This is a genomic window from Streptomyces yatensis (assembly GCF_018069625.1).
GTDB lineage: Bacteria > Actinomycetota > Actinomycetes > Streptomycetales > Streptomycetaceae > Streptomyces > Streptomyces yatensis.
On the sequence record NZ_CP072941.1, the window covers coordinates 3,552,933 to 3,571,176 of the forward strand.

At 71.7% G+C, this 18,244-nt stretch carries 14 protein-coding genes; 1 reads left to right on the forward strand and 13 read right to left on the reverse strand.

From position 1 onward, the window contains the following. Positions 1–226: 226 nt before the first annotated feature. The 10 genes from gatB to J8403_RS14345 form a co-directional block, all read right to left on the reverse strand. The gene (gatB, locus tag J8403_RS14300) at positions 227–1,732 is read right to left on the reverse strand and encodes an Asp-tRNA(Asn)/Glu-tRNA(Gln) amidotransferase subunit GatB (RefSeq protein ID WP_211123525.1); all 1,506 of its coding nucleotides are present in this window, start codon (positions 1,730–1,732) and stop codon (positions 227–229) included. Between the two features lie 15 nt (positions 1,733–1,747). Then, positions 1,748–1,987 (reverse strand): hypothetical protein, encoded by a 240-nt coding sequence (locus J8403_RS14305; protein WP_211123526.1) that lies wholly within the window; start codon positions 1,985–1,987, stop codon positions 1,748–1,750. Then, entirely contained in the window at positions 1,984–3,477 is a 1,494-nt protein-coding gene (gatA, locus tag J8403_RS14310; RefSeq protein WP_211123527.1) for an Asp-tRNA(Asn)/Glu-tRNA(Gln) amidotransferase subunit GatA, read from the reverse strand. The genes J8403_RS14305 and gatA overlap by 4 nt, the downstream gene beginning before the upstream one ends. A gap of 5 nt (positions 3,478–3,482) precedes the next feature. Beyond that, on the reverse strand, positions 3,483–3,779 hold the full coding sequence (gene gatC / locus J8403_RS14315) for an Asp-tRNA(Asn)/Glu-tRNA(Gln) amidotransferase subunit GatC (protein WP_014055099.1): 297 nt from the start codon (positions 3,777–3,779) through the stop codon (positions 3,483–3,485). A gap of 192 nt (positions 3,780–3,971) precedes the next feature. Next, positions 3,972–6,080 (reverse strand): putative bifunctional diguanylate cyclase/phosphodiesterase, encoded by a 2,109-nt coding sequence (locus J8403_RS14320; protein WP_211123528.1) that lies wholly within the window; start codon positions 6,078–6,080, stop codon positions 3,972–3,974. 291 nt (positions 6,081–6,371) lie between these two features. Then, positions 6,372–8,570: an NAD-dependent DNA ligase LigA gene (gene ligA, locus J8403_RS14325; protein WP_211123529.1), complete on the reverse strand. Its 2,199-nt coding sequence runs from the start codon at positions 8,568–8,570 to the stop codon at positions 6,372–6,374. A 15-nt stretch (positions 8,571–8,585) separates the two neighbouring features. Then, positions 8,586–9,539 carry a methionine synthase gene (locus J8403_RS14330; RefSeq protein WP_281427993.1) on the reverse strand — a complete coding sequence of 318 codons (954 nt, stop codon included), beginning with the start codon at positions 9,537–9,539 and terminating at the stop codon, positions 8,586–8,588. A gap of 215 nt (positions 9,540–9,754) precedes the next feature. Then, positions 9,755–10,444, reverse strand: a complete 690-nt coding sequence (locus J8403_RS14335; RefSeq protein WP_211123531.1) for an SDR family oxidoreductase — start codon at positions 10,442–10,444, stop codon at positions 9,755–9,757. A 134-nt stretch (positions 10,445–10,578) separates the two neighbouring features. Then, positions 10,579–11,106: an LOG family protein gene (locus J8403_RS14340; RefSeq protein WP_211123532.1), complete on the reverse strand. Its 528-nt coding sequence runs from the start codon at positions 11,104–11,106 to the stop codon at positions 10,579–10,581. Between the two features lie 579 nt (positions 11,107–11,685). Then, positions 11,686–12,900, reverse strand: a complete 1,215-nt coding sequence (locus tag J8403_RS14345; RefSeq protein ID WP_211123533.1) for a glycosyltransferase — start codon at positions 12,898–12,900, stop codon at positions 11,686–11,688. 98 nt (positions 12,901–12,998) lie between these two features. On the opposite strand from J8403_RS14345, the gene J8403_RS14350 reads away from it, so the two are divergent. Then, on the forward strand, positions 12,999–14,084 hold the full coding sequence (locus J8403_RS14350; protein WP_211123534.1) for a helix-turn-helix domain-containing protein: 1,086 nt from the start codon (positions 12,999–13,001) through the stop codon (positions 14,082–14,084). A gap of 99 nt (positions 14,085–14,183) precedes the next feature. On the opposite strand, the gene J8403_RS14355 is transcribed toward J8403_RS14350, so the two are convergent. The 3 genes from J8403_RS14355 to J8403_RS14365 all read right to left on the reverse strand — a co-directional run bounded on the left by J8403_RS14355 (position 14,184) and on the right by J8403_RS14365 (position 18,226). After that, positions 14,184–15,938 carry a glycine/sarcosine N-methyltransferase gene (locus J8403_RS14355; protein WP_246585836.1) on the reverse strand — a complete coding sequence of 585 codons (1,755 nt, stop codon included), beginning with the start codon at positions 15,936–15,938 and terminating at the stop codon, positions 14,184–14,186. Positions 15,939–16,091: 153 nt separating this feature from the next. Beyond that, a complete protein-coding gene (gene mnmA, locus J8403_RS14360) occupies positions 16,092–17,243 on the reverse strand; it encodes a tRNA 2-thiouridine(34) synthase MnmA (RefSeq protein WP_211123535.1) in 1,152 nt (383 codons plus the stop codon). Positions 17,244–17,314: 71 nt separating this feature from the next. Continuing rightward, on the reverse strand, positions 17,315–18,226 hold the full coding sequence (locus tag J8403_RS14365; RefSeq protein ID WP_211123536.1) for a TIGR03619 family F420-dependent LLM class oxidoreductase: 912 nt from the start codon (positions 18,224–18,226) through the stop codon (positions 17,315–17,317). Positions 18,227–18,244: the final 18 nt, after the last annotated feature.

Consider the following 18,244-nt stretch of genomic DNA (forward strand, 5'->3'; position numbering starts at 1 on the left):
GCGCCGGCGTGCCGACCGCGCTCAGCCCGCCCGTGCCGGTGTTCACGGCGGCGACGGCCGACCCGTCGACCCCCGGGGGTCCAGGGGCGGAGCCCCTGGTAGCGGGAAGGGGCGGGCTGAGGAAAGAGCCGACCGGGCACCCCGTAGGAGCGCATACGACGGCGGCGGGGCGCGCCTCGCGCACCCCGCCGCCGTCAGGAATCGAAACGGACGAACGCCGAACCGGTCAGCCCTCGACGCCCAGCCTCTCCAGGATCAGCTCACGCACCCGCGCCGCGTCCGCCTGGCCGCGCGTGGCCTTCATGACCGCGCCGACCAGCGCACCCGCCGCCGCGACCTTGCCGCCGCGGATCTTGTCGGCGATGGCCGCGTTGGCCGCGATCGCCTCGTCCACGGCGGTGCCGAGCGCACCCTCGTCGGAGACGACCTTCAGGCCGCGCTTGGTGACGACCTCGTCCGGGCCGCCCTCGCCCGCGAGGACGCCCTCGATCGTCTGGCGGGCCAGCTTGTCGTTGAGCGAACCCTCCTTGACCAGCGCGCACACCCGGGCGACCTGCGCCGGGGTGATCGGCAGCGCCGCGAGCTCCACACCGTCCTCGTTGGCGCGGCGGGCCAGCTCGCCCATCCACCACTTACGGGCCTGGTCGGCCGGAGCGCCCTCGTCGATGGTGGCGGTGATCAGATCGATCGCGCCCGCGTTCAGCACCGACTGCATCTCGTGCCGGGACAGGCCCCACTCCTCGCGCAGCCGGTTGCGGTACACCCGCGGCAGCTCGGGAAGCCCGCCGCGCAGCTCCTCCACCCAGGCACTGGAGGGAGCGACCGGCACCAGGTCGGGCTCGGGGAAGTAGCGGTAGTCCTCCGCCTCCTCCTTGACCCGGCCGGAGGTGGTGGAGCCGTCCTCCTCGTGGAAGTGACGGGTCTCCTGGATGATCGTGCCACCGTCGCCCAGCACCGCGGCATGGCGCTGGACCTCGAAGCGCACGGCCCGCTCGACCGACCGCAGCGAGTTGACGTTCTTGGTCTCGGAGCGGGTGCCGAACTTCTCGACGCCGTGCGGGCGCAGCGACAGGTTCACATCGCAGCGCATCTGGCCCATTTCCATCCGCGCCTCGGAGACCCCGAGCGACTTGATGAGCTCGCGCAGCTCGGTCACATACGCCTTGGCGACCTCCGGGGCCTTCTCCCCGGCGCCGACGATCGGCTTGGTGACGATCTCGATCAGCGGGATACCGGCCCGGTTGTAGTCGAGCAGGGAGTGCTGGGCGCCGTGGATACGGCCGGTCGCGCCACCCACATGGGTGGACTTGCCGGTGTCCTCCTCCATATGGGCGCGCTCGATCTCGACCCGGAAGACCTCCCCGTCGACGTCGACGTCCAGATAGCCGTTGTAGGCGATCGGCTCGTCGTACTGCGACGTCTGGAAGTTCTTCGGCATGTCCGGATAGAAGTAGTTCTTCCGGGCGAAGCGGCACCATTCGGCGATCTCGCAGTTGAGCGCGAGCCCGATCTTGATGGCGGACTCGACGCCGGTCGCGTTGACCACCGGGAGCGAGCCGGGCAGGCCGAGGCAGGTGGGGCAGGTCTGCGTGTTGGGCTCGGCGCCCAGCGCCGTGGAGCACCCGCAGAACATCTTGGTCTTGGTGCCGAGCTCGACATGCACCTCGAGCCCCATCACGGGGTCGTAGGCGGCCAGGGCGTCCTCGTACGACACCAGTTCAGTGACGGTCACGGAAAAACTAACCTCTCAGTCCGCGAGGACGTCGTCGTCGCCCATGCGCTTGAGCTCGCGGACGAGCAGGGCGACGCCGGTGACGATGGCGGCGGCCGAGACCAGCGCGTCGGCCAGCTGCAGCTTGTCGTTCTCGAAACGGGCCTTCTTGACCTGCTTCGCCACGCTGACCGCGCCGAACAGCGAGCCCGCGATGGACAGGTAGGTGCCGGGCCGGGACTTCTTGAAGCCCTTGGCCTTCTTGATCGCACTCATAGTGACGGTGCCTCCTCGAGCAGCGGATGGCCCCACTTCTCGGCGAGCGCGGCCTCGACCGCGGCGCCGACCTTGTAGAGCCGGTCATCGGCCATGGCGGGGGCGATGATCTGCAGTCCGACCGGCAGACCGTCCTCCGGCGCCAGACCGCAGGGCAGTGACATGGCCGCGTTCCCCGCGAGGTTCGTGGGAATCGTGCAGAGGTCGGCCAGATACATCGCCATCGGGTCGTCGGCGCGCTCCCCGATCGGGAAGGCGGTGGTCGGGGTGGTCGGCGAGATCAGCACGTCGACCCGCTCGAACGCCTTCTCGAAGTCACGCTTGATCAGCGTACGGACCTTCTGCGCGGAGCCGTAGTACGCGTCGTAGTAGCCGGAGCTGAGCGCATAGGTGCCGAGCATGATCCGGCGCTTGACCTCCGCGCCGAAGCCCTCCGCGCGGGTGAGCGCGGTGACCTCCTCCGCGGACTTGGTGCCGTCGTCGCCCACCCGCAGGCCGTAGCGCATGGCGTCGAAGCGGGCCAGGTTGGACGAGCACTCGGACGGCGCGATCAGGTAGTACGCGGCCAGCGCCTTGTCGAAGGACGGGCAGGAGATCTCCTCGATCTCGGCGCCCAGCTCCCGCAGCAGCTCCACCGACTCGTTGAAGCGCTGCATGACGCCGGCCTGGTAGCCCTCGCCCGCGAACTCCTTGACGACGCCGATGCGCATGCCCCGCACGCTTCCGTTGCGCGCGGCCTCGACGACGGCCGGGACCGGCTCGTCGATGGAGGTCGAGTCCATCGGGTCGTGCCCGGCGATGACCTCGTGCAGCAGCGCCGCGTCCAGCACGGTGCGGGCGCAGGGGCCGCCCTGGTCGAGCGAGGAGGAGAAGGCCACCATGCCGTAGCGGGAGACCCCGCCGTACGTCGGCTTGACCCCGACCGTGCCGGTGACGGCGGCCGGCTGGCGGATCGAGCCGCCGGTGTCGGTGCCGATGGCGAGCGGGGCCTGGAAGGAGGCCAACGAGGCGGAGGAGCCGCCGCCGGAGCCGCCGGGGATACGGGTGAGGTCCCAGGGGTTGCCGGTGGGACCGAACGCGCTGTTCTCGGTCGAGGACCCCATGGCGAACTCGTCCATGTTGGTCTTGCCGAGGATGATCACGTCCGCGTCCCGCAGCCGCTGGGTCACCGTCGCGTCGTACGGCGGGAGCCACCCTTCGAGGATCTTGGAACCGACCGTGGTCGGGATCCCCTTGGTGGTGAAGATGTCCTTGAGCGCGAGCGGAACACCGGCCAGCGGGCCCAGCTCCTCACCGCGCTCCCGCTTCTCGTCGACGGCGCGCGCCTGGGCGAGCGCCCCCTCACGGTCCACGTGCAGGAAGGCGTGCACCTTCTCGTCGACGGCCTCGATACGGGCCAGATGTGCCTCGGTCACCTCGACGGCGGTGACCTCGCCGGAGGCGATCTGGGCGGCGATCTCGGCCGCGGTGAGCCTGGTCAGGTCGGTCACGGTGGTCACTCCTCCCCCAGGATCTGCGGCACCTTGAAACGCTGCTGCTCCTGGGCCGGGGCGCAGGCCAGGGCCTGCTGCGGGGTCAGGGACGGACGGACCTCGTCCGCGCGCATGACGTTGGTCAGCGGCAGCGGGTGGGAGGTCGGCGGTACGTCTTGGTCGGCGACCTCGGAGACGCGGGCGACCGCGCCGATGATGTCGTCCAGCTGTCCGGCGAAGTGGTCGAGCTCTTCGGCCTTCAGCTCCAGACGCGCCAGCCGGGCGAGGTGGGCGACCTCCTCGCGCGTGATGCCAGGCATGCAGCGATCCTCAAAGTGAGTGTGGAGTGTTTCGGCCCCAATCCTATGGCTCTCCACACACGGCGCGCGAAAGGCTTTGGTGCACCCGCGTCACGGGCGCTCCCTCAGCGGGGAGGAACGGGTGGGCACAGCGCATCCACCGGCCCGCGGCCGACGACGAAACGCCCAGGCGGCGCCCCCAGGGCGGCACCCTCACGTCACGGGCTGGTCCGCGTCTTCCTCCGCGGGAGCCTGCGCCTGGTCCGACGGCTCCGCCGTCTCGCGGTGCCAGCCGCCCTCGCCCCGCGCCCGCAGCCAGGCCGTCGTCTCGTCCGGCGGCATCGCGGCGGCCACCAGCCAGCCCTGCACCGCGTCGCAGCCCAGGTCCCGCAGCCGCTCCCAGGTCTCGTCGTCCTCGACGCCCTCGGCCACCACGAGCAGGCCCAGCGAGTGGGCGAGGTCGACGGTACAGCGGACGATCTCGGCGTCCTCGTTGTCCACGGCCAGCCGGGCCACGAAGGAACGGTCGATCTTGAGCTCGCTCACCGGCAGCCGCCGCAGATGGACCAGCGAGGAGTAGCCCGTCCCGAAGTCGTCGAGCGACATCTTCACGCCGTGGCCGGTGAGCCCGGCCAGCGTGTCGGCGGCCCGCTGCGGGTCCTCCAGCAGGACGTGCTCGGTTATCTCCAGCTGCAGGGCGCCGGCCGGGACGCCGTGCCGGGCCAGCCGCCCGGCGACCGCGCCCGCGAAGCCGGGGGTGTGGACATCGCGCGGCGAGACGTTGACCGCGACCGGCACCTCGAGGCCGTCGGCGCGCCAGCGCGCGACCTGGCCCAGGGCGGTCTCCAGGACGTACTCGGTCAGCCGGGGCATCAGCCCGGAGCTCTCGGCCATGGAGATGAACTCGTCCGGCGGCACCCTGCCCCGGTCCGGGTGGACCCAGCGCACCAGCGCCTCCAGGCCCGCCACATGCCCGTCGAAGCCGACCTTGGGCTGGTAGTGCAGCTCGACGTCGCCCGCGTCCAGGGCGCGCCGCAGATCGCCGAGCAGCCCGAGCCGGTCGGGGGTGTTGCCGTCGCGCCGGGCCTCGTAGAGCTCGACTCCGCTGCGGTCCCGCTTGGCCTGGTACATCGCGACGTCGGCGCGGCGCAGCAGCCCCTCGGCGTCCAGTGCGTGGTCGGGGTAGACGGCGACCCCGGCGCTGGCCTCCAGCACCAGGGTCAGTCCGTCGAGGTCGAGGGGGGAGCCGAGGTCGCCGACGAGGACGCGGGCGCTGCGCTGGGCGCTGGTGAGCGAGTCGGTGGTGGGCAGCAGCACCGCGAACTCGTCGCCGCCGAGCCGGGCCACCTCCGCCCCGCGGGGCAGGGCGAGCCGCAGCCGCTCGGCGATCTGCAGCAGCAGCCGGTCACCGGCCAGATGGCCCAGGGTGTCGTTGACCGAACGGAAGCGGTCGAGGTCCAGCAGGACCAGCGCGGTGCGGGTGCCGGCCCGCTCGGACTCGTCCAGCGCGGTCCAGGTGCGCTCCAGCAGCCATTGGCGGTTGGGCAGCCCGGTGAGCGGGTCGCGCAACTGCTCCTCGGCGCGGACCCGGGCGATCCACAGCGTGGAGTCCAGGGCGACCAGCGGCACCGCGAACAGCGGGAGCAGCAGCGGGGTGTCCCCGGCGACGACCACGATGAGCGGGGCGATGCCGAGGAGCGCGATGCCGACGAGGGCCTGCCGGAAGAGGGCGGTGCGGGCGACGGTGGGCAGTCCGGCGCCGGGCGGGGCGAGGGAGCACCACAGCAGTGCGCGGGTCACCGCGAGATAGACGAAGGCGGCCAGGGCCGTCTGGGGGATGGCGGAGACGTCCCAGGTGTCGGTGCGCCAGGGGTGTTCGACCGAGGGGGTGGTGCCGAAGGCGGCGAGGGTGAGGGCGGCCGCGCCGACCCCGAGAATGTCGACCGCGCCGTGCAGGACGGCCTGCCGCCATCGGTGCCGGCGGGCGGCGCCGACCAGGACGACCACGGCGAGGCTCACCAGCACGGCCGGAATCCAGCCGTAGAGCAGCAGCGCGGCCAGGGTTAACGCGGCCCCGGAACCGGTGCCGCCCCACCAGCGGTCGCGCCCGAGGGCGACCAGATGGCCGACGATGATTCCGGTGAGCACGGCGAGCGACCAGCCCACGGTGCCGTCGGGAAAGAGCGCATTGCCCGCGTCGAGCACTCGGAATACCCCGATGCCGAGTGCGAAAGCCGCCATGGCGACCGCCGCGGCCGGCAGCGCGGGCAGCACGGCCCGGCGCAGCCGCGACGCCGGGGCGGCGCTTTCGGTCGGTTTCATACCCGTCCCTCTCACAGCCGGCGGTGCCAGCGCCACGGCGGGCGCACACCTCAACAGTAGGCGGCAGAAGGGGAAGACGGGCGGCGATCGGCGACGGTTCCCCGAATGCCGCCCGACGATCCATGACCTTCTGCTATGCGCTGTAAGGGTGATGCCCGCCGGCTGTACCCGGGAAGTGCTCCCAGTCGTAATCCGGCCAGCTTTGCACCCGCCGGGCGGACAAGATGGCCGGACCACTGCGCCGGATGGGTGGAGCGGCTACTCCAACCGCCGCTCCACGGGCCGTCCGTGCTACTCGGCGGACTCTTCCGGAGGCGTCATCGCGACCTCTCTCGCCGCGTCCGGTCCCTGTTCGAGGAGGACGCCAAATCCTTCCTCATCGAGCACGGGAACCTTCACCTGCATCGCTTTGTCGTACTTCGAGCCCGGATTGTCGCCGACTACCACGAAATCGGTCTTTTTCGAAACCGATCCGGTGACTTTGGCACCACGGCTCTGCAGCGCCTCTTTGGCCCCATCTCGGGTGTACGACTGGAGCGTTCCGGTGACGACGACGGTGAGGCTCTCCAGCGGACGAGGGCCTTCGTCCTCGCCGCCCTCCTCCTCCAGCCGGACCCCGGCCCGCCGCCATTTCTCCAGGATCTCGCGGTGCCAGTCGACCGCGAACCACTCCTTGAGCGAGGCGGCGATGGTCGGCCCCACCCCCTCCACGGCCGCCAGCTCCTCCTCGCCCGCCTCGGCGATCCGGTCCAGCGAGCGGAATTCACGGGCCAGTGCGGTGGCGGCGACGGGGCCGACATGACGGATCGAAAGGCCGGTGATGATCCGGGCCAGCGGGCGCTCCTTGGCCGCCTCGATATTGGCCAGCATCGCCAGGGCGTTCTTCTTCGCCTCGCCCTTCTGGGTGGCGAAGAAGGTGACGACCTTCTCCTCGCCGGTCTCGGGATCGCGCTTGGGCAGTCCGCTGTCCGGGTCCAGTACATACGACCGAATGGGCAGCAATTGTTCGATCTTCAGATCGAACAGATCGCCCTCGTCCTTCACCGGTGGATCGGTCGGTTCCAGCGGCTGGGTGAGGGCGGCGGCGGCGACATAGCCGAGATTCTCGATGTCGAGGGATTTCCGCCCGGCGAGATAGAAAATCCGCTCGCGCAGCTGCGCCGGGCAGGACCGGCTGTTGGGACACCGCAGATCGACATCGCCCTCCTTGGCGGGCTGCAGCGGCGTATCGCACTCGGGGCAGGTGGCCGGCATCACGAATTCCCGCTCGCTGCCGTCCCGCAGATCGACGACCGGGCCCAGGATTTCCGGAATGACGTCGCCCGCTTTGCGCAGCACCACGGTGTCACCGATCAGCACACCTTTGGCCTTGACGACATCCTGGTTGTGCAGCGTCGCGAATTCGACCTCCGAGCCCGCGACCGTGATCGGCTCGACCACCGCATAAGGCGTCACCCGCCCCGTGCGCCCCACGCCCACCCGGATGTCGACCAGCTTGGTGTTGACCTCCTCGGGCGGGAACTTCCAGGCGATCGCCCAGCGCGGCGCCCGCGAGGTGGAGCCCAGCCGCCCCTGCAGCGGGATCTCGTCCAGCTTGACGACCGCGCCGTCGATCTCGTGCTCCACCGAGTGCCGGTGGTCGCTGTCCCCGTAGTACGCGATGTACTCGCGCACGGCCTCGATCGTGTCCACCACTTTGAAGTGGGCGGCGGTGGGCAGCCCCCATTCGTGCAGCAGCTCGTACGCCTGCGACAGCCGGTCGATGTCGAAGCCGTCGCGCGCGCCGATGCCGTGCACCACCATGTCCAGCGGCCGGGAGGCGGTGACCTTCGGGTCCTTCTGGCGCAGTGAACCGGCCGCCGCGTTCCGCGGGTTGGCGAACGGTGGCTTGCCCGCCTCGACCAGACCGGCGTTCAGCTCCTCGAATCGCTCGCGGGCCAGGAAGACCTCACCGCGCACCTCCACCAGCGCCGGGATCCGGTCGCCCGTCAGCCGGTTGGGGATCTTGGCGATCGTGCGCACATTGGGGGTGATGTCCTCGCCGGTGCGGCCGTCGCCACGGGTCGCGGCGCGGGTCAGCCGCCCGTGCTCATAGGTGAGGTTGACCGCGAGGCCGTCCACCTTCAGCTCGCACAGGAAGTGGTAGGCGCCGCTGCCCAGCTCCTTGGCGATGCGGTCCGCCCAGGTGGCCAGCTCCTCGTCGTCGAACGCGTTGTCGAGGCTGAGCATCCGCTCGCGGTGCGCGACCTCGGTGAACTCCGTCTCGTACGCCCCCGCGACCTTCTGGGTCGGCGAGTCGGGCGTACGCAGCGCGGGGGTCTCCTCCTCCAGCGCCTCCAGCTCGCGCATGAGCTTGTCGAACTCCGCGTCGCTGACGACGGGCGCGTCCTTCACGTAGTACCGGAAGCGGTGCTCCTCGATCTGCTCAGCGAGCCTGGCGTGCCTCTCCCGCACCTCGGCGGGGACCTTCGACTGCTGTTCGCCGGCCACCGTGTCGTCCTCCCGTTACTCAGGGTTGTCCGCGAGCGATCTCGCCGCCCGGACGCAGTGGGCCAGCGCGGCGCGGGCGTACCCGGGCGAGGCGCCCGCGAGCCCGCACGACGGGGTGATCACCACGGATTCCGCGAGAGTCTCCGGTGACAGCCCCAGCCTGCGCCACAGCGTCCTGACACCACTGACGCTACCGGCAGGGTCCGACAATGGGGCATCGGTGCCGGGTACCGCGCCGATGAGCAGCGCCGTACCGCCCTCCACGGCCTCCCCGATCGCCTCCTCCTCACTCTCCGTGAGGAGCGACAGGGGAAAGGAGATGCCCTCGACGCCCGCGCGCCGCAGCAGCCCGAACGGCACGGCGGGCGCGCACGAGTGCACCACCACCGGCCCGCCGGCCGCCTCCACCAGAGTCCGCAGCGCGCCCTCGACCACGCCCCGGTCCACGGCGGCGTGGGTGCGGTAGCCGCTGGCGCTGCGGACGCTCCCGCGCAGCACCGAGGTCAGCGACGGCTCGTCGAGCTGCAGCACCACCTCGGCGCCCGGCACCCGGCGGCGCACCTCCGCCAGATGGGCGCGGCACCCTTCGACGAGCGAGGCCGTCAGATCACGGCAGGCGCCCGGGTCGCTCAGCGCGACCTCGCCGCCGCGCAGTTCGAGGGAGGCGGCCAGGGTCCAGGGGCCCACGGCCGACACCTTGAGCGCACCCTGGTACCCCTGGGTGAACTCCTCCAGCGCGTCCAGGTCCTCGCCCATCCAGGCGCGGGCCCGCCGGGTATCCCGGCCCGGCCGGTCGCTGATCCGCCAGCCGCTCGGCTCCACATGCGCGTACAGCTCAGCCAGCATCCCGGCGGTGCGCCCGATCATGTCCGCGCCGGGCCCCCGCGCGGGCAGCTCCGGAAGATACGGCAGGGCCTCCAGCGACCCGGTGACGGTCTTCACGGCCTCCCGCGCGTCGCCGCCCGGCATCGACCCGACGCCGCTGGCGGCCCCGGGGCCCCAGTGGTGCGTATTGGTGCTCTTCTCACTCACGTAAGCGCTCCGCTGAAAGCGTTGATATGCCGTCGGTCGTCCGCGGCAACGTTGTGGCTGATCGCGCAGTTCCCCGCGCCCCTCGGGTGCACCTCTCGGGGGCACCTCTCGCGGCGCACCCGAACCGCAGCCGACCTCTGCGCCGAGACGGCTCAGCCGCGGGGGCGGACCTGGAGGTCGGTGATTTCGGCGTCGCGCGGCAGGTCGAGCGCGGTCAGGATGGTCGTCGCCACGGTCCCGGGCTCCATCCAGCGCTCCGCGTCGTACTCCTTGCCCTCCTGCTGGTGCACCTTCACCTGCATCGGGGTGGCCGTGCGCCCCGGGTAGACCGTGGTCACCCGGAGGCCGTTGTCGCTCTCCTCCCAGCGCAGCGCGTCGGCCAGCGCCTTGAGCCCGTGCTTGCTGGCGGCGTACGCGGCCCACTGGGCGTTGGCGCGCAGCCCGGCCCCGGAGTTGACGAAGATGACATGCCCCTGGGCGAGCCGCAGTTGCGGCAGCAGCAGGCGGGTCAGCTCGGCGGGAGCCACGAGGTTGGCGTTGAGCTGGCGGGTCCACGCCTTCGGGGTCAGCTCACCGACCTCGCCCAGGTCGACCACCCCGGCGATGTGCAGCAGCGAGTCGAGCCGGTCGGGCAGCGTCTGGTGACCCAGCGCCCAGGAGAGCCGGTCCGGGTCCGCCAGGTCGCCGACGACCGTCCGCACGCCCGGGAACCGCTCCGTCAGCTCCTTCGCCCGCCCGGCGTCCCGCGCCAGCAGCCACAGCTCCTCGCCGCGCTCGGCCAGCCGCTCGGTGACCGCCGCGCCGATGCCCGAGCCTGCCCCAGTGATCAGATGCGTTCCCATGCTCCCCAGCTTGCCTCACCGCCGGACACGCCCCGACAACGGTCCCGGCTTGGCGCGATCCCATGCCCGAAACCCGGGCGGACTTCCCGCCGGGCGCCCCCGTCCTGTAACGGGACCGGTAACGTCACCACGGCTCAGACGGACTCCAGATACGTCATGACCTCGGCCCCGCTCTCCGCGAAGAAGACGAGCTCACTGAGCGGAATCGGCAGGAACCCCTCCTCCTCCATCCGCTGGAACTGCTGCTTCAGCCCGTCGTAGAACCCCGCCGCGTTGAGCAGCACCACCGGCTTGATGTGCAGCCCGTGCTTCTTCAGCTCCAGGATCTCGGTCGCCTCGTCCAGCGTCCCGGTGCCACCGACCATGACCACGACCGCGTCGGCGCGGGCCAGCAACTGCGCCTTGCGCTCGGCGAGGTCCTTGGCGATCACCATCTCGTCGGCGCTCTCCCGGGCCTTGGCGGCGAGGAACTCCACGGAGATCCCGACCAGCCGTCCCCCGTGCTCCTGCACCCCGTCCGCCATCACCTTCATCAGTCCGACATCGGACCCGCCCCAGACCAGCGTGTGCCCGCCCTTGCCGATCAGCTCGGCGAACTCGCGGGCGGGGGCGGTGTAGCGGTCGTCGAGGTCGGCGGCGGAGCAGAAGACGCAGATGTTCATGCCCGCCACTCTACGAGCCGGGTCGGACACCCTCGCTGCGTCGCGCCACGGGTCGCGCCGTGCGGCGGCGCTTTCCCCTCCCCGCCCCTTCCCTTGACCATGGGCTCCGCCCCTGGACCCCGTGGCCCGGGGGGCCAAACCCCTGCCACGCGGCGCAGCCGCATAACGATGCTTTCCCCTCCCCGCCCCTTCCCGATACCAGGGGCCCGCCCCTGGACCCCCGGCCTGGGGCGGAGCCCCACCCGGCGGCGCCGCCACATATCGACACCGCGGGAACGGGCGGAGCCCCGGGACCAAAGCTCTGGGGCAGAGCCCCGTCCGGGGCCGGGGGCAGAGCACTGGCCCCAGACGGGGGCCCCGCCCCTGGACCCCCGGCCTGGGGCGGAGCCCCACCCGGCGACGCCCCCGCAAAACGACACCACGGGAAGGAGCGGAGCCCCGGGACCAAAGCTCTGGGGCAGAGCCCCGTCCGGGGCCTGGGGCAGAGCCCCAGTTTCGGGAAGGGGCGGGGAGGGGAACAGCCCGCCGCAGGCGTCAAGACCCGCCGGACCCCTGCACGCCCTGCCTCCGCGCCCGGGCCTATCCCCTGCCCACCACGCCGATATGGGTCAGCACCGCCGCGGCGCCGTCCTCCGTGGCGACGGCTTCGGCGAGCTCCGCCGCCCGGCGGCCGAGGGCGGGGTTGGTCAGGCACGTTGTGATTGCCGTGGCCAGGGATTCGGCGGTCAGCGCGTCGAGCGGCAGCGGCCGGGGGGCCACTCCGAGCCGGTGCAGCCGCGTCGCCCAGAACGGCTGATCAGCCATGGCGGGCACCGGCACCGCGGGCACCCCGGCGCGCAGCCCGGCCCCGGTGGTGCCCGCTCCGGCGTGGTGGACGACGGCGGCCATGTGCGGGAACAGCCAGTCGTGCGGGAGGTCGCCGACCGTAAGGACGTCATCGCCGGCCGCGGCCAGCCCGGCCCACCCCGTCTGCACCACCGCGCGCACCCCCGCCCGGGCCACCGCCGCCGTCACCAGCTCGCCCAGCCGATCCCCTTCGCCCGGCGCCATGCTGCCGAACCCGATGAACACCGGCGGCGGACCGGCCTGCAGGAAGTCGACCAGCTCGGGCGGGGGCCGCCAGCCCCGGGGCCGGGCGGGCCACCAGTAGCCCGCGACCTCGACCCCGGACGGCCAGTCCGCCGGGCGCGGTACGACCAGCGGGCTGAAGCCGTGGAAGACCGGCCGGATGTCCGCCCCCGTCTGCTGCGAGGCGGCGGTCGGCAGCCCGAGCCGGGTGCGCAGCCCCGCCACGGCCCCCGCCTGGAGCGCTCCGGCATCGGCCAGCAGCTTCCGGCCCGCCGCCAGGTTGCCGTCCGGGCCCAGGTCGTCGCCGCCCGTCGGGCCGGCCAGCGGGAACTCCCGGGTGGCACAGGCCGGTGCGAGATAGGTGCCGATGACGGGGATGCCGTACGCCTCACCGGCCGCCCGGCTGAGTGCCGCCGGGCCGAACGCGGTGAGCACCAGGTCGGCCCCGTCCGCCGCCGCCACCACCCCGTCGGCGAGCCGGTCCAGGAACGCCGCCATCGCCGCCCGTGTCTCCTCCCACGACGCGGCCCGGGCCCTGGTGCGGATCAACTCCCGCGGATCGCCCGGCAGCGGCAGGTGGTCCAGGCCGCATCCGCCGACGAGCCCGGCGAAGGGCGGATGGGCGGCCACGGCCACCTCGTGACCGGCCGCCAGCAGACGCCGCCCCAGGCCCGTGTACGGGGCGACGTCACCTCGCGAACCGGCGGTCACGATCAGAATCCGCATGGATGTTCCTCCTCGGCGAGTGCCGCCCGGCGCATACTCGGACGACGGCGTTCGCCACGGACGCTAAGGGCTCCTGCGCGGGGGAGGTTCAAGCGGCTGTGACGCGCGGCACACAGGGCGGGGACACGGGCGGCACGCAAGGCAGGAACACGAGCGGCACACAGGACGCCAACACGCGCGCCACGCAAGGCAGGACCACGAGCGGCACACAAGGCGGGGACACGGGCGGCACGCCGGGCGCCAACACGGTGGGCATCGGCGAGTTGGCCGCGCGCACCGGACTGCCGGTGAAGACCATCCGCTACTACTCGGACATCGGGCTGCTGCCCGAGAGCGGACGCACCCCGGGCGGCCACCGCAGATACGCCGCGGACGCGCTGCCCAGGCTCCGGCTCATCCAGCGCCTCCGTGCGCTCGGCACCCCCATCGCCGCGATCGCCGCGGTCATGGCGGGGGAACGCTCGCTGGGCGAACTCGTCAGCCGCGAACTGGACGCGGTCCAGGAACAGTTGCGTGAGGCGACCTGGCGCCGGGAGGTGCTCCGCGCGCTGGACGACTGCCCCGCGCCGGAACGGCCGCGCCGCCTCGCCCTGCTCGCCGGGGTGGGCAGCCCGGACGACGCCCACGATCGGCTGGTGCGGTACTGGCACTGGGCGCTCCCGGCCGGTCTGCCGCGCCGCCTGGCCCAGGCCGTCATCGAGGGCGCGGTGCCCGCGCCACCGGCAGCCCAAAGCGCCCCGGCCACCCCGACCACCGCGACCGTCCTCGCCTACGCCGAACTCCACGCCCTGGCCACCGCGGACGACCGGCGCCGGCAGCCGCAGCCCCACCAGGTGGGCGACGTCGCGTCGTTCTACGCCGGTCTGCTGGACGCCTGCGCACTGGCCGGCGAGGCCCTGGTCTCCGGCTGTCCGGAGCGGCGCGCCGAGGCGCTCGGCCAGTTCGTACGCACCTACGCCCGTGTCAACGGCCATGACGACACACCGGCGTTCCGCGCGCATCTGCGCGCCCTGTTCCGCCGCGGGAGGCGCGCCGGTTCGTTCTCGCTGCGCTACTGGCGACAGGCCCTCGCCGTCACCGGCGAGACCCCGCCACCGTCCGCGTCCGTCGGCCAGGGGCACCTCGCGGCACCGCTCGCCGCCCTGCACGAGCAGGTCGCGGGCCTCCCCCTGACCGCGAAGTAACCGCGAAGTAGACCGCGAAGTGACCGCGAACACCGGATGAGCACCCGGGGTGGCCGGTGTGGCGGGACAGGGCCCACCACACCGGCCACCCGGCGGGGATCAGCGGGTGAAGTGGAAGATGCCCCAGGTCACATGGCGGTTTGTGCCGCCGTCGACCCAGTTGCTGAGGCCCTTCTTCATATGGGTGAGGTAGTCGGCGCTGACGTGTTCCGTCAGGCCGTCGGCCTCCTGGCGGCGGGTTTCTTCCAGCACCCGGGCGTAGTGGGTGATCAGTTGCTCGCGGTGCTCCTGGAAGCCGCCGGCGACCTCGGTGAAGCCGAGCCGCGCCAGTTCATGGCGGTAGAACTCGGGCGACCCCATGGTCTCCAGGTGGATGCGGTCCAGGATGGGACGGAGGGTTTCGGCGGGGCAGCCGTCGGCGGCCATGGGGTCGGTGAAGATGAGATGACCGCCGGGGCGCAGCACGCGGGCGGCCTCCTCCAGGGGGCGGGCGCGGTTGCCGCTGTGCAGGAAGGCGTCCTGGGACCAGACGACGTCGACGCTGTTGTCCGGCAGCGGGATCCGCTCGAAGGAGCCGTCCAGCACCTCGATGGACTCGGTCAGCCCCCGCTCGGCGTTGAGCGCGCGATGGCGCTCGTTCTCCACCTCGCTGAGGTTGAGCGCGACGACACGGCAGCCGTAGGTCTCCGCCAGATAGCGTGCGGAGCCGCCGAAGCCCGCGCCGAGGTCGAGGACGACGGATGACTCGGTGAGGTCGAGCTTTCCGGCCATCCGGGCCACGGTGCGCCTGCTGGCCTCGGCGATCGGCTCGTCGGGCCGGTCGTAGATGCCGATGTGGATGTCCTCGCCGCCCCAGACATGCCAGTAGAAGGCGTCGGCGTCCGAGGAGTTGTAGTAGTCGCGGGCGGTGCCGACGGCTCCCGCGTACTCTCCCTCGCCGGTGGCCGGAGCGGCCGGTCCGGCCGGCTCGTCCGTCGCGATGTATTCCTTCTCCGCGACGTGGATGAAGAAGTCGGGGCGCTCCGTCCGGTAGGTGTGCTGGAAGTCGCCGTACGTCTCGATCCGCTGGAAGCCGACCTCCTGCATCAGCCTGCGCGTGTAGTCCTTGCGCAGCGGAAACATGTTGAGGTGGTAGACGGATTCGTCGGGGAAGCTGTAGCGCATGCGCACCAGCCCCTCGTCCACGTACTCCGGTTCGACGGCGACGTCTTCTCCGCAGTAGTAGTAGACGTGCTTGCTGCTGTACCCGCGATCGAGGATCGCGTCGTAGTTGCGCTGGTCCAGGACCAGGATTCCGTCGTGCTTGAGCATGGCGTAGAACTCCGCGAGCGCCTTGCGCCGGTCGCGCTCGGAGAACAGATGTGTGAAGGAGTTCCCGAGGCAGACGATGGCGTCGTACTCGCCGTGGGCGTCGCGGTTGAGCCAGCGCCAGTCGGCCTGGACGACGCGGAGAATGTGGTCACCGTGCTTGAGCCCGTTGGCGAACGCCTGGGCGAGCATCTCGCCGCTGCCGTCGGCGCTCACGGTCTCGAATCCGGCCTCGAGCAGCCGGACCGAATGGAAGCCGGTCCCCGTGGCCACGTCGAGGACCTTCTTGACGCCGCGCTCGCGCAGCAGGTCGATGAAGAACGTACCCTCGCTCTCCGACCTTCGGTCCCAGTCGATCAGCGAGTCCCACTTTTCGACGAAGCTGGGTACGTACTCCTCTGTGTAGTGATCAGTGTCCCTGACATCAACTGGATTGTTGCCAAATTTCTGTACAGGTTGCGCAGAAATAACGGAACCTCCGGTGCTGAGACAGCGGACCACGGCACCCGTGTCCGCGTGGCGCATTCCCAGATTCACGTGACGCATGCCACCGGAATGGCCGGACGCACGTTAATTTCAGAGAAACTGATCGCGCCAAACGGAGATAATCCACCCCATCCTGACTTTCGGCTTCTTTCTTGCCAAAAGCGGATATTCTCCCTTGCCAAAAGGGGATATCCTCCGGGGTCGGCGGCCCGTCTAGGAGGCGACCACCTGGGCGCGCTCGGTCGTGGCGATGGTGGCGGAGCCCACCACCCGGGTGTCGTCGTAGAGCACGATCGCCTGCCCCGGGGCCACGCCCCGCACCGGCTCGTCGAAAGTCACCCGCAGCCCGGATACCCCGATCGGCTCGGCTGTCACCTCGGTCTCGCCGCCATGGGCGCGCAGCTGGGCGGTGTAGCTGCCGGGGCCCACCGGAGGGGCCCCGCACCAGCGCGGCTTGATGGCGGTCAGGGCGGCCACGTCCAGCGCCTCGACCGGGCCGACCGTGACCCTGTTGTCCACCGGGGAGATGTCCAGGACATAGCGCGGCTTGCCGTCGGGCGCCGGGTGGCCGATGCGCAGCCCCCGGCGCTGGCCGATGGTGAAGCCGTACGCGCCCTCGTGGGTGCCCAGCTTGTGCCCGTCCTCGTCGACGATGTCGCCCTCGGCCGTGCCGAGATGACCTGCCAGGAAGCCCTGGGTGTCGCCGTCGGCGATGAAGCAGATGTCATGGCTGTCGGGCTTCTTGGCGACGGCCAGGCCCCGCCGCTCGGCCTCCGCGCGGATCTCGTCCTTGGTGGTCAGGGTGTCGCCGAGGGGGAACATCGCGTGGGCGAGCTGGCGCTCGTCGAGCACGCCGAGCACATAGGACTGGTCCTTGGCCATATCGCTGGCGCGGTGCAGCTCACGCGAGCCGTCCGGCTGCTCCACGATCGTGGCGTAGTGCCCGGTGCAGACGGCGTCGAAGCCGAGGGCGAGCGCCTTGTCCAGCAGCGCGGCGAACTTGATCTTCTCGTTGCAGCGCAGACACGGATTGGGGGTGCGGCCCGCCTCGTACTCGGCGATGAAGTCCTCGACCACGTCCTCGCGGAAGCGCTCGGCGAGGTCCCACACATAGAAGGGAATGCCGATCACATCGGCGGCGCGCCGGGCGTCCCGCGAGTCCTCGATGGTGCAACAGCCGCGGGCGCCGGTGCGGAACGACTGCGGGTTGGCGGAGAGCGCGAGATGGACGCCGGTCACGTCGTGGCCCGCCTCGGCCGCCCGCGCGGCGGCGACCGCGGAGTCCACACCGCCGGACATGGCGGCGAGAACGCGCAGCCGACGGCCGTCGCGGGGACCTGTGGGCGCACCGGGGAAGTCAGTCATAACCCGACCAGCATAAGTCGCCCCCTGTGCAACGACTAAATGAGTAAGCGGCGGTCGGCCACCGCCCCCGCTCAGCTCGCGCGGGCCCCCTCCAGCACCCGCTGGACGAGGTCCAGGGTCTGGTCGGTGTCCTTCCCGAGATACATCAGATCGACGAAGGCGTGCTGGATGCCCGCCTCCCGCTCGGCCCGGACCAGGGTCGTCGCGATGTCGTCCACGGAGGCGCCAGCGCCGGCGTTGACGCGCAGGATCGCGTCGAACGCCGCCGGGTCCCGGCCCTCCCGCTCGACCGCTTCCCGCACCCCGCCCAGCCCCTCGGCGAGGGTGGCGACGGGGTCGGGGGCGCCGGGGGCCGCCGGGACGATCGCGACGGGCAGCCAGCCGTCGGCGCGCCGGGCCACCCGACGCATGGCCGCGGGCGCGAAGGCGGCGAGGTAGACGGGCGGACGGGGGCGGGAGGCCGGTTTGAGGTCGACATGGGAGGCGGGCACGGTCCAGTGGTCCCCGCGGTACTCGACCGGGTTCCGGGTCCACCAGGCATCCAGCGCGTCGAGGCATTCGTCGAGGCGCCGGCCGCGCTCGGCCATGGGGATGTCGACCGCCTCGTACTCCTCGGGGGACCAGCCGGTGCCGAGCCCGACCAGCAGCCGGCCCGCGCTCAGCAGATCGATGGTGGTGAGGGTGCGGGCGAGCACCGCGGGCGGGTACCAGGGGGCGTTGATGACATCGGTGCCGAGCCGGACCCGCTCGGTGGCCGCGGCGGCGGTGGCCAGCACGGTGAAGGGATCCAGCACGGCGCGGAATTCCGGCGGGATCCCATCACTGCCCGCGTAGCCGACGGTCGGGTTCACCGGGGCGAGCAGGCGGTCCCCGACCCACAGGCTGTCCGCGCCGAGCTCCTCGGCCCGGCGGGCGAACCGCGCGATGTCCTCGGGGTGGTGGGCCAGCGGCCCGAACTGGGGAAGGGCGAATCCGATGCGCATACCGTCAGCTCCTCGTCG

Coding starts and splice junctions, on each gene's coding strand:
- J8403_RS14305 (WP_211123526.1), bottom strand. CDS start 1,987: ATGAGTGCGATCAAGAAGGCCAAGGGCTTCAAGAAGTCCCGGCCCGGC.
- gatC (WP_014055099.1), bottom strand. CDS start 3,779: ATGCCTGGCATCACGCGCGAGGAGGTCGCCCACCTCGCCCGGCTGGCG.
- J8403_RS14320 (WP_211123528.1), bottom strand. CDS start 6,080: ATGAAACCGACCGAAAGCGCCGCCCCGGCGTCGCGGCTGCGCCGGGCC.
- J8403_RS14330 (WP_281427993.1), bottom strand. CDS start 9,539: ATGCCGGGCGGCGACGCGCGGGAGGCCGTGAAGACCGTCACCGGGTCG.
- J8403_RS14335 (WP_211123531.1), bottom strand. CDS start 10,444: ATGGGAACGCATCTGATCACTGGGGCAGGCTCGGGCATCGGCGCGGCG.
- J8403_RS14340 (WP_211123532.1), bottom strand. CDS start 11,106: ATGAACATCTGCGTCTTCTGCTCCGCCGCCGACCTCGACGACCGCTAC.
- J8403_RS14345 (WP_211123533.1), bottom strand. CDS start 12,900: ATGCGGATTCTGATCGTGACCGCCGGTTCGCGAGGTGACGTCGCCCCG.
- J8403_RS14355 (WP_246585836.1), bottom strand. CDS start 15,938: ATGCGTCACGTGAATCTGGGAATGCGCCACGCGGACACGGGTGCCGTG.
- mnmA (WP_211123535.1), bottom strand. CDS start 17,243: ATGACTGACTTCCCCGGTGCGCCCACAGGTCCCCGCGACGGCCGTCGG.
- J8403_RS14365 (WP_211123536.1), bottom strand. CDS start 18,226: ATGCGCATCGGATTCGCCCTTCCCCAGTTCGGGCCGCTGGCCCACCAC.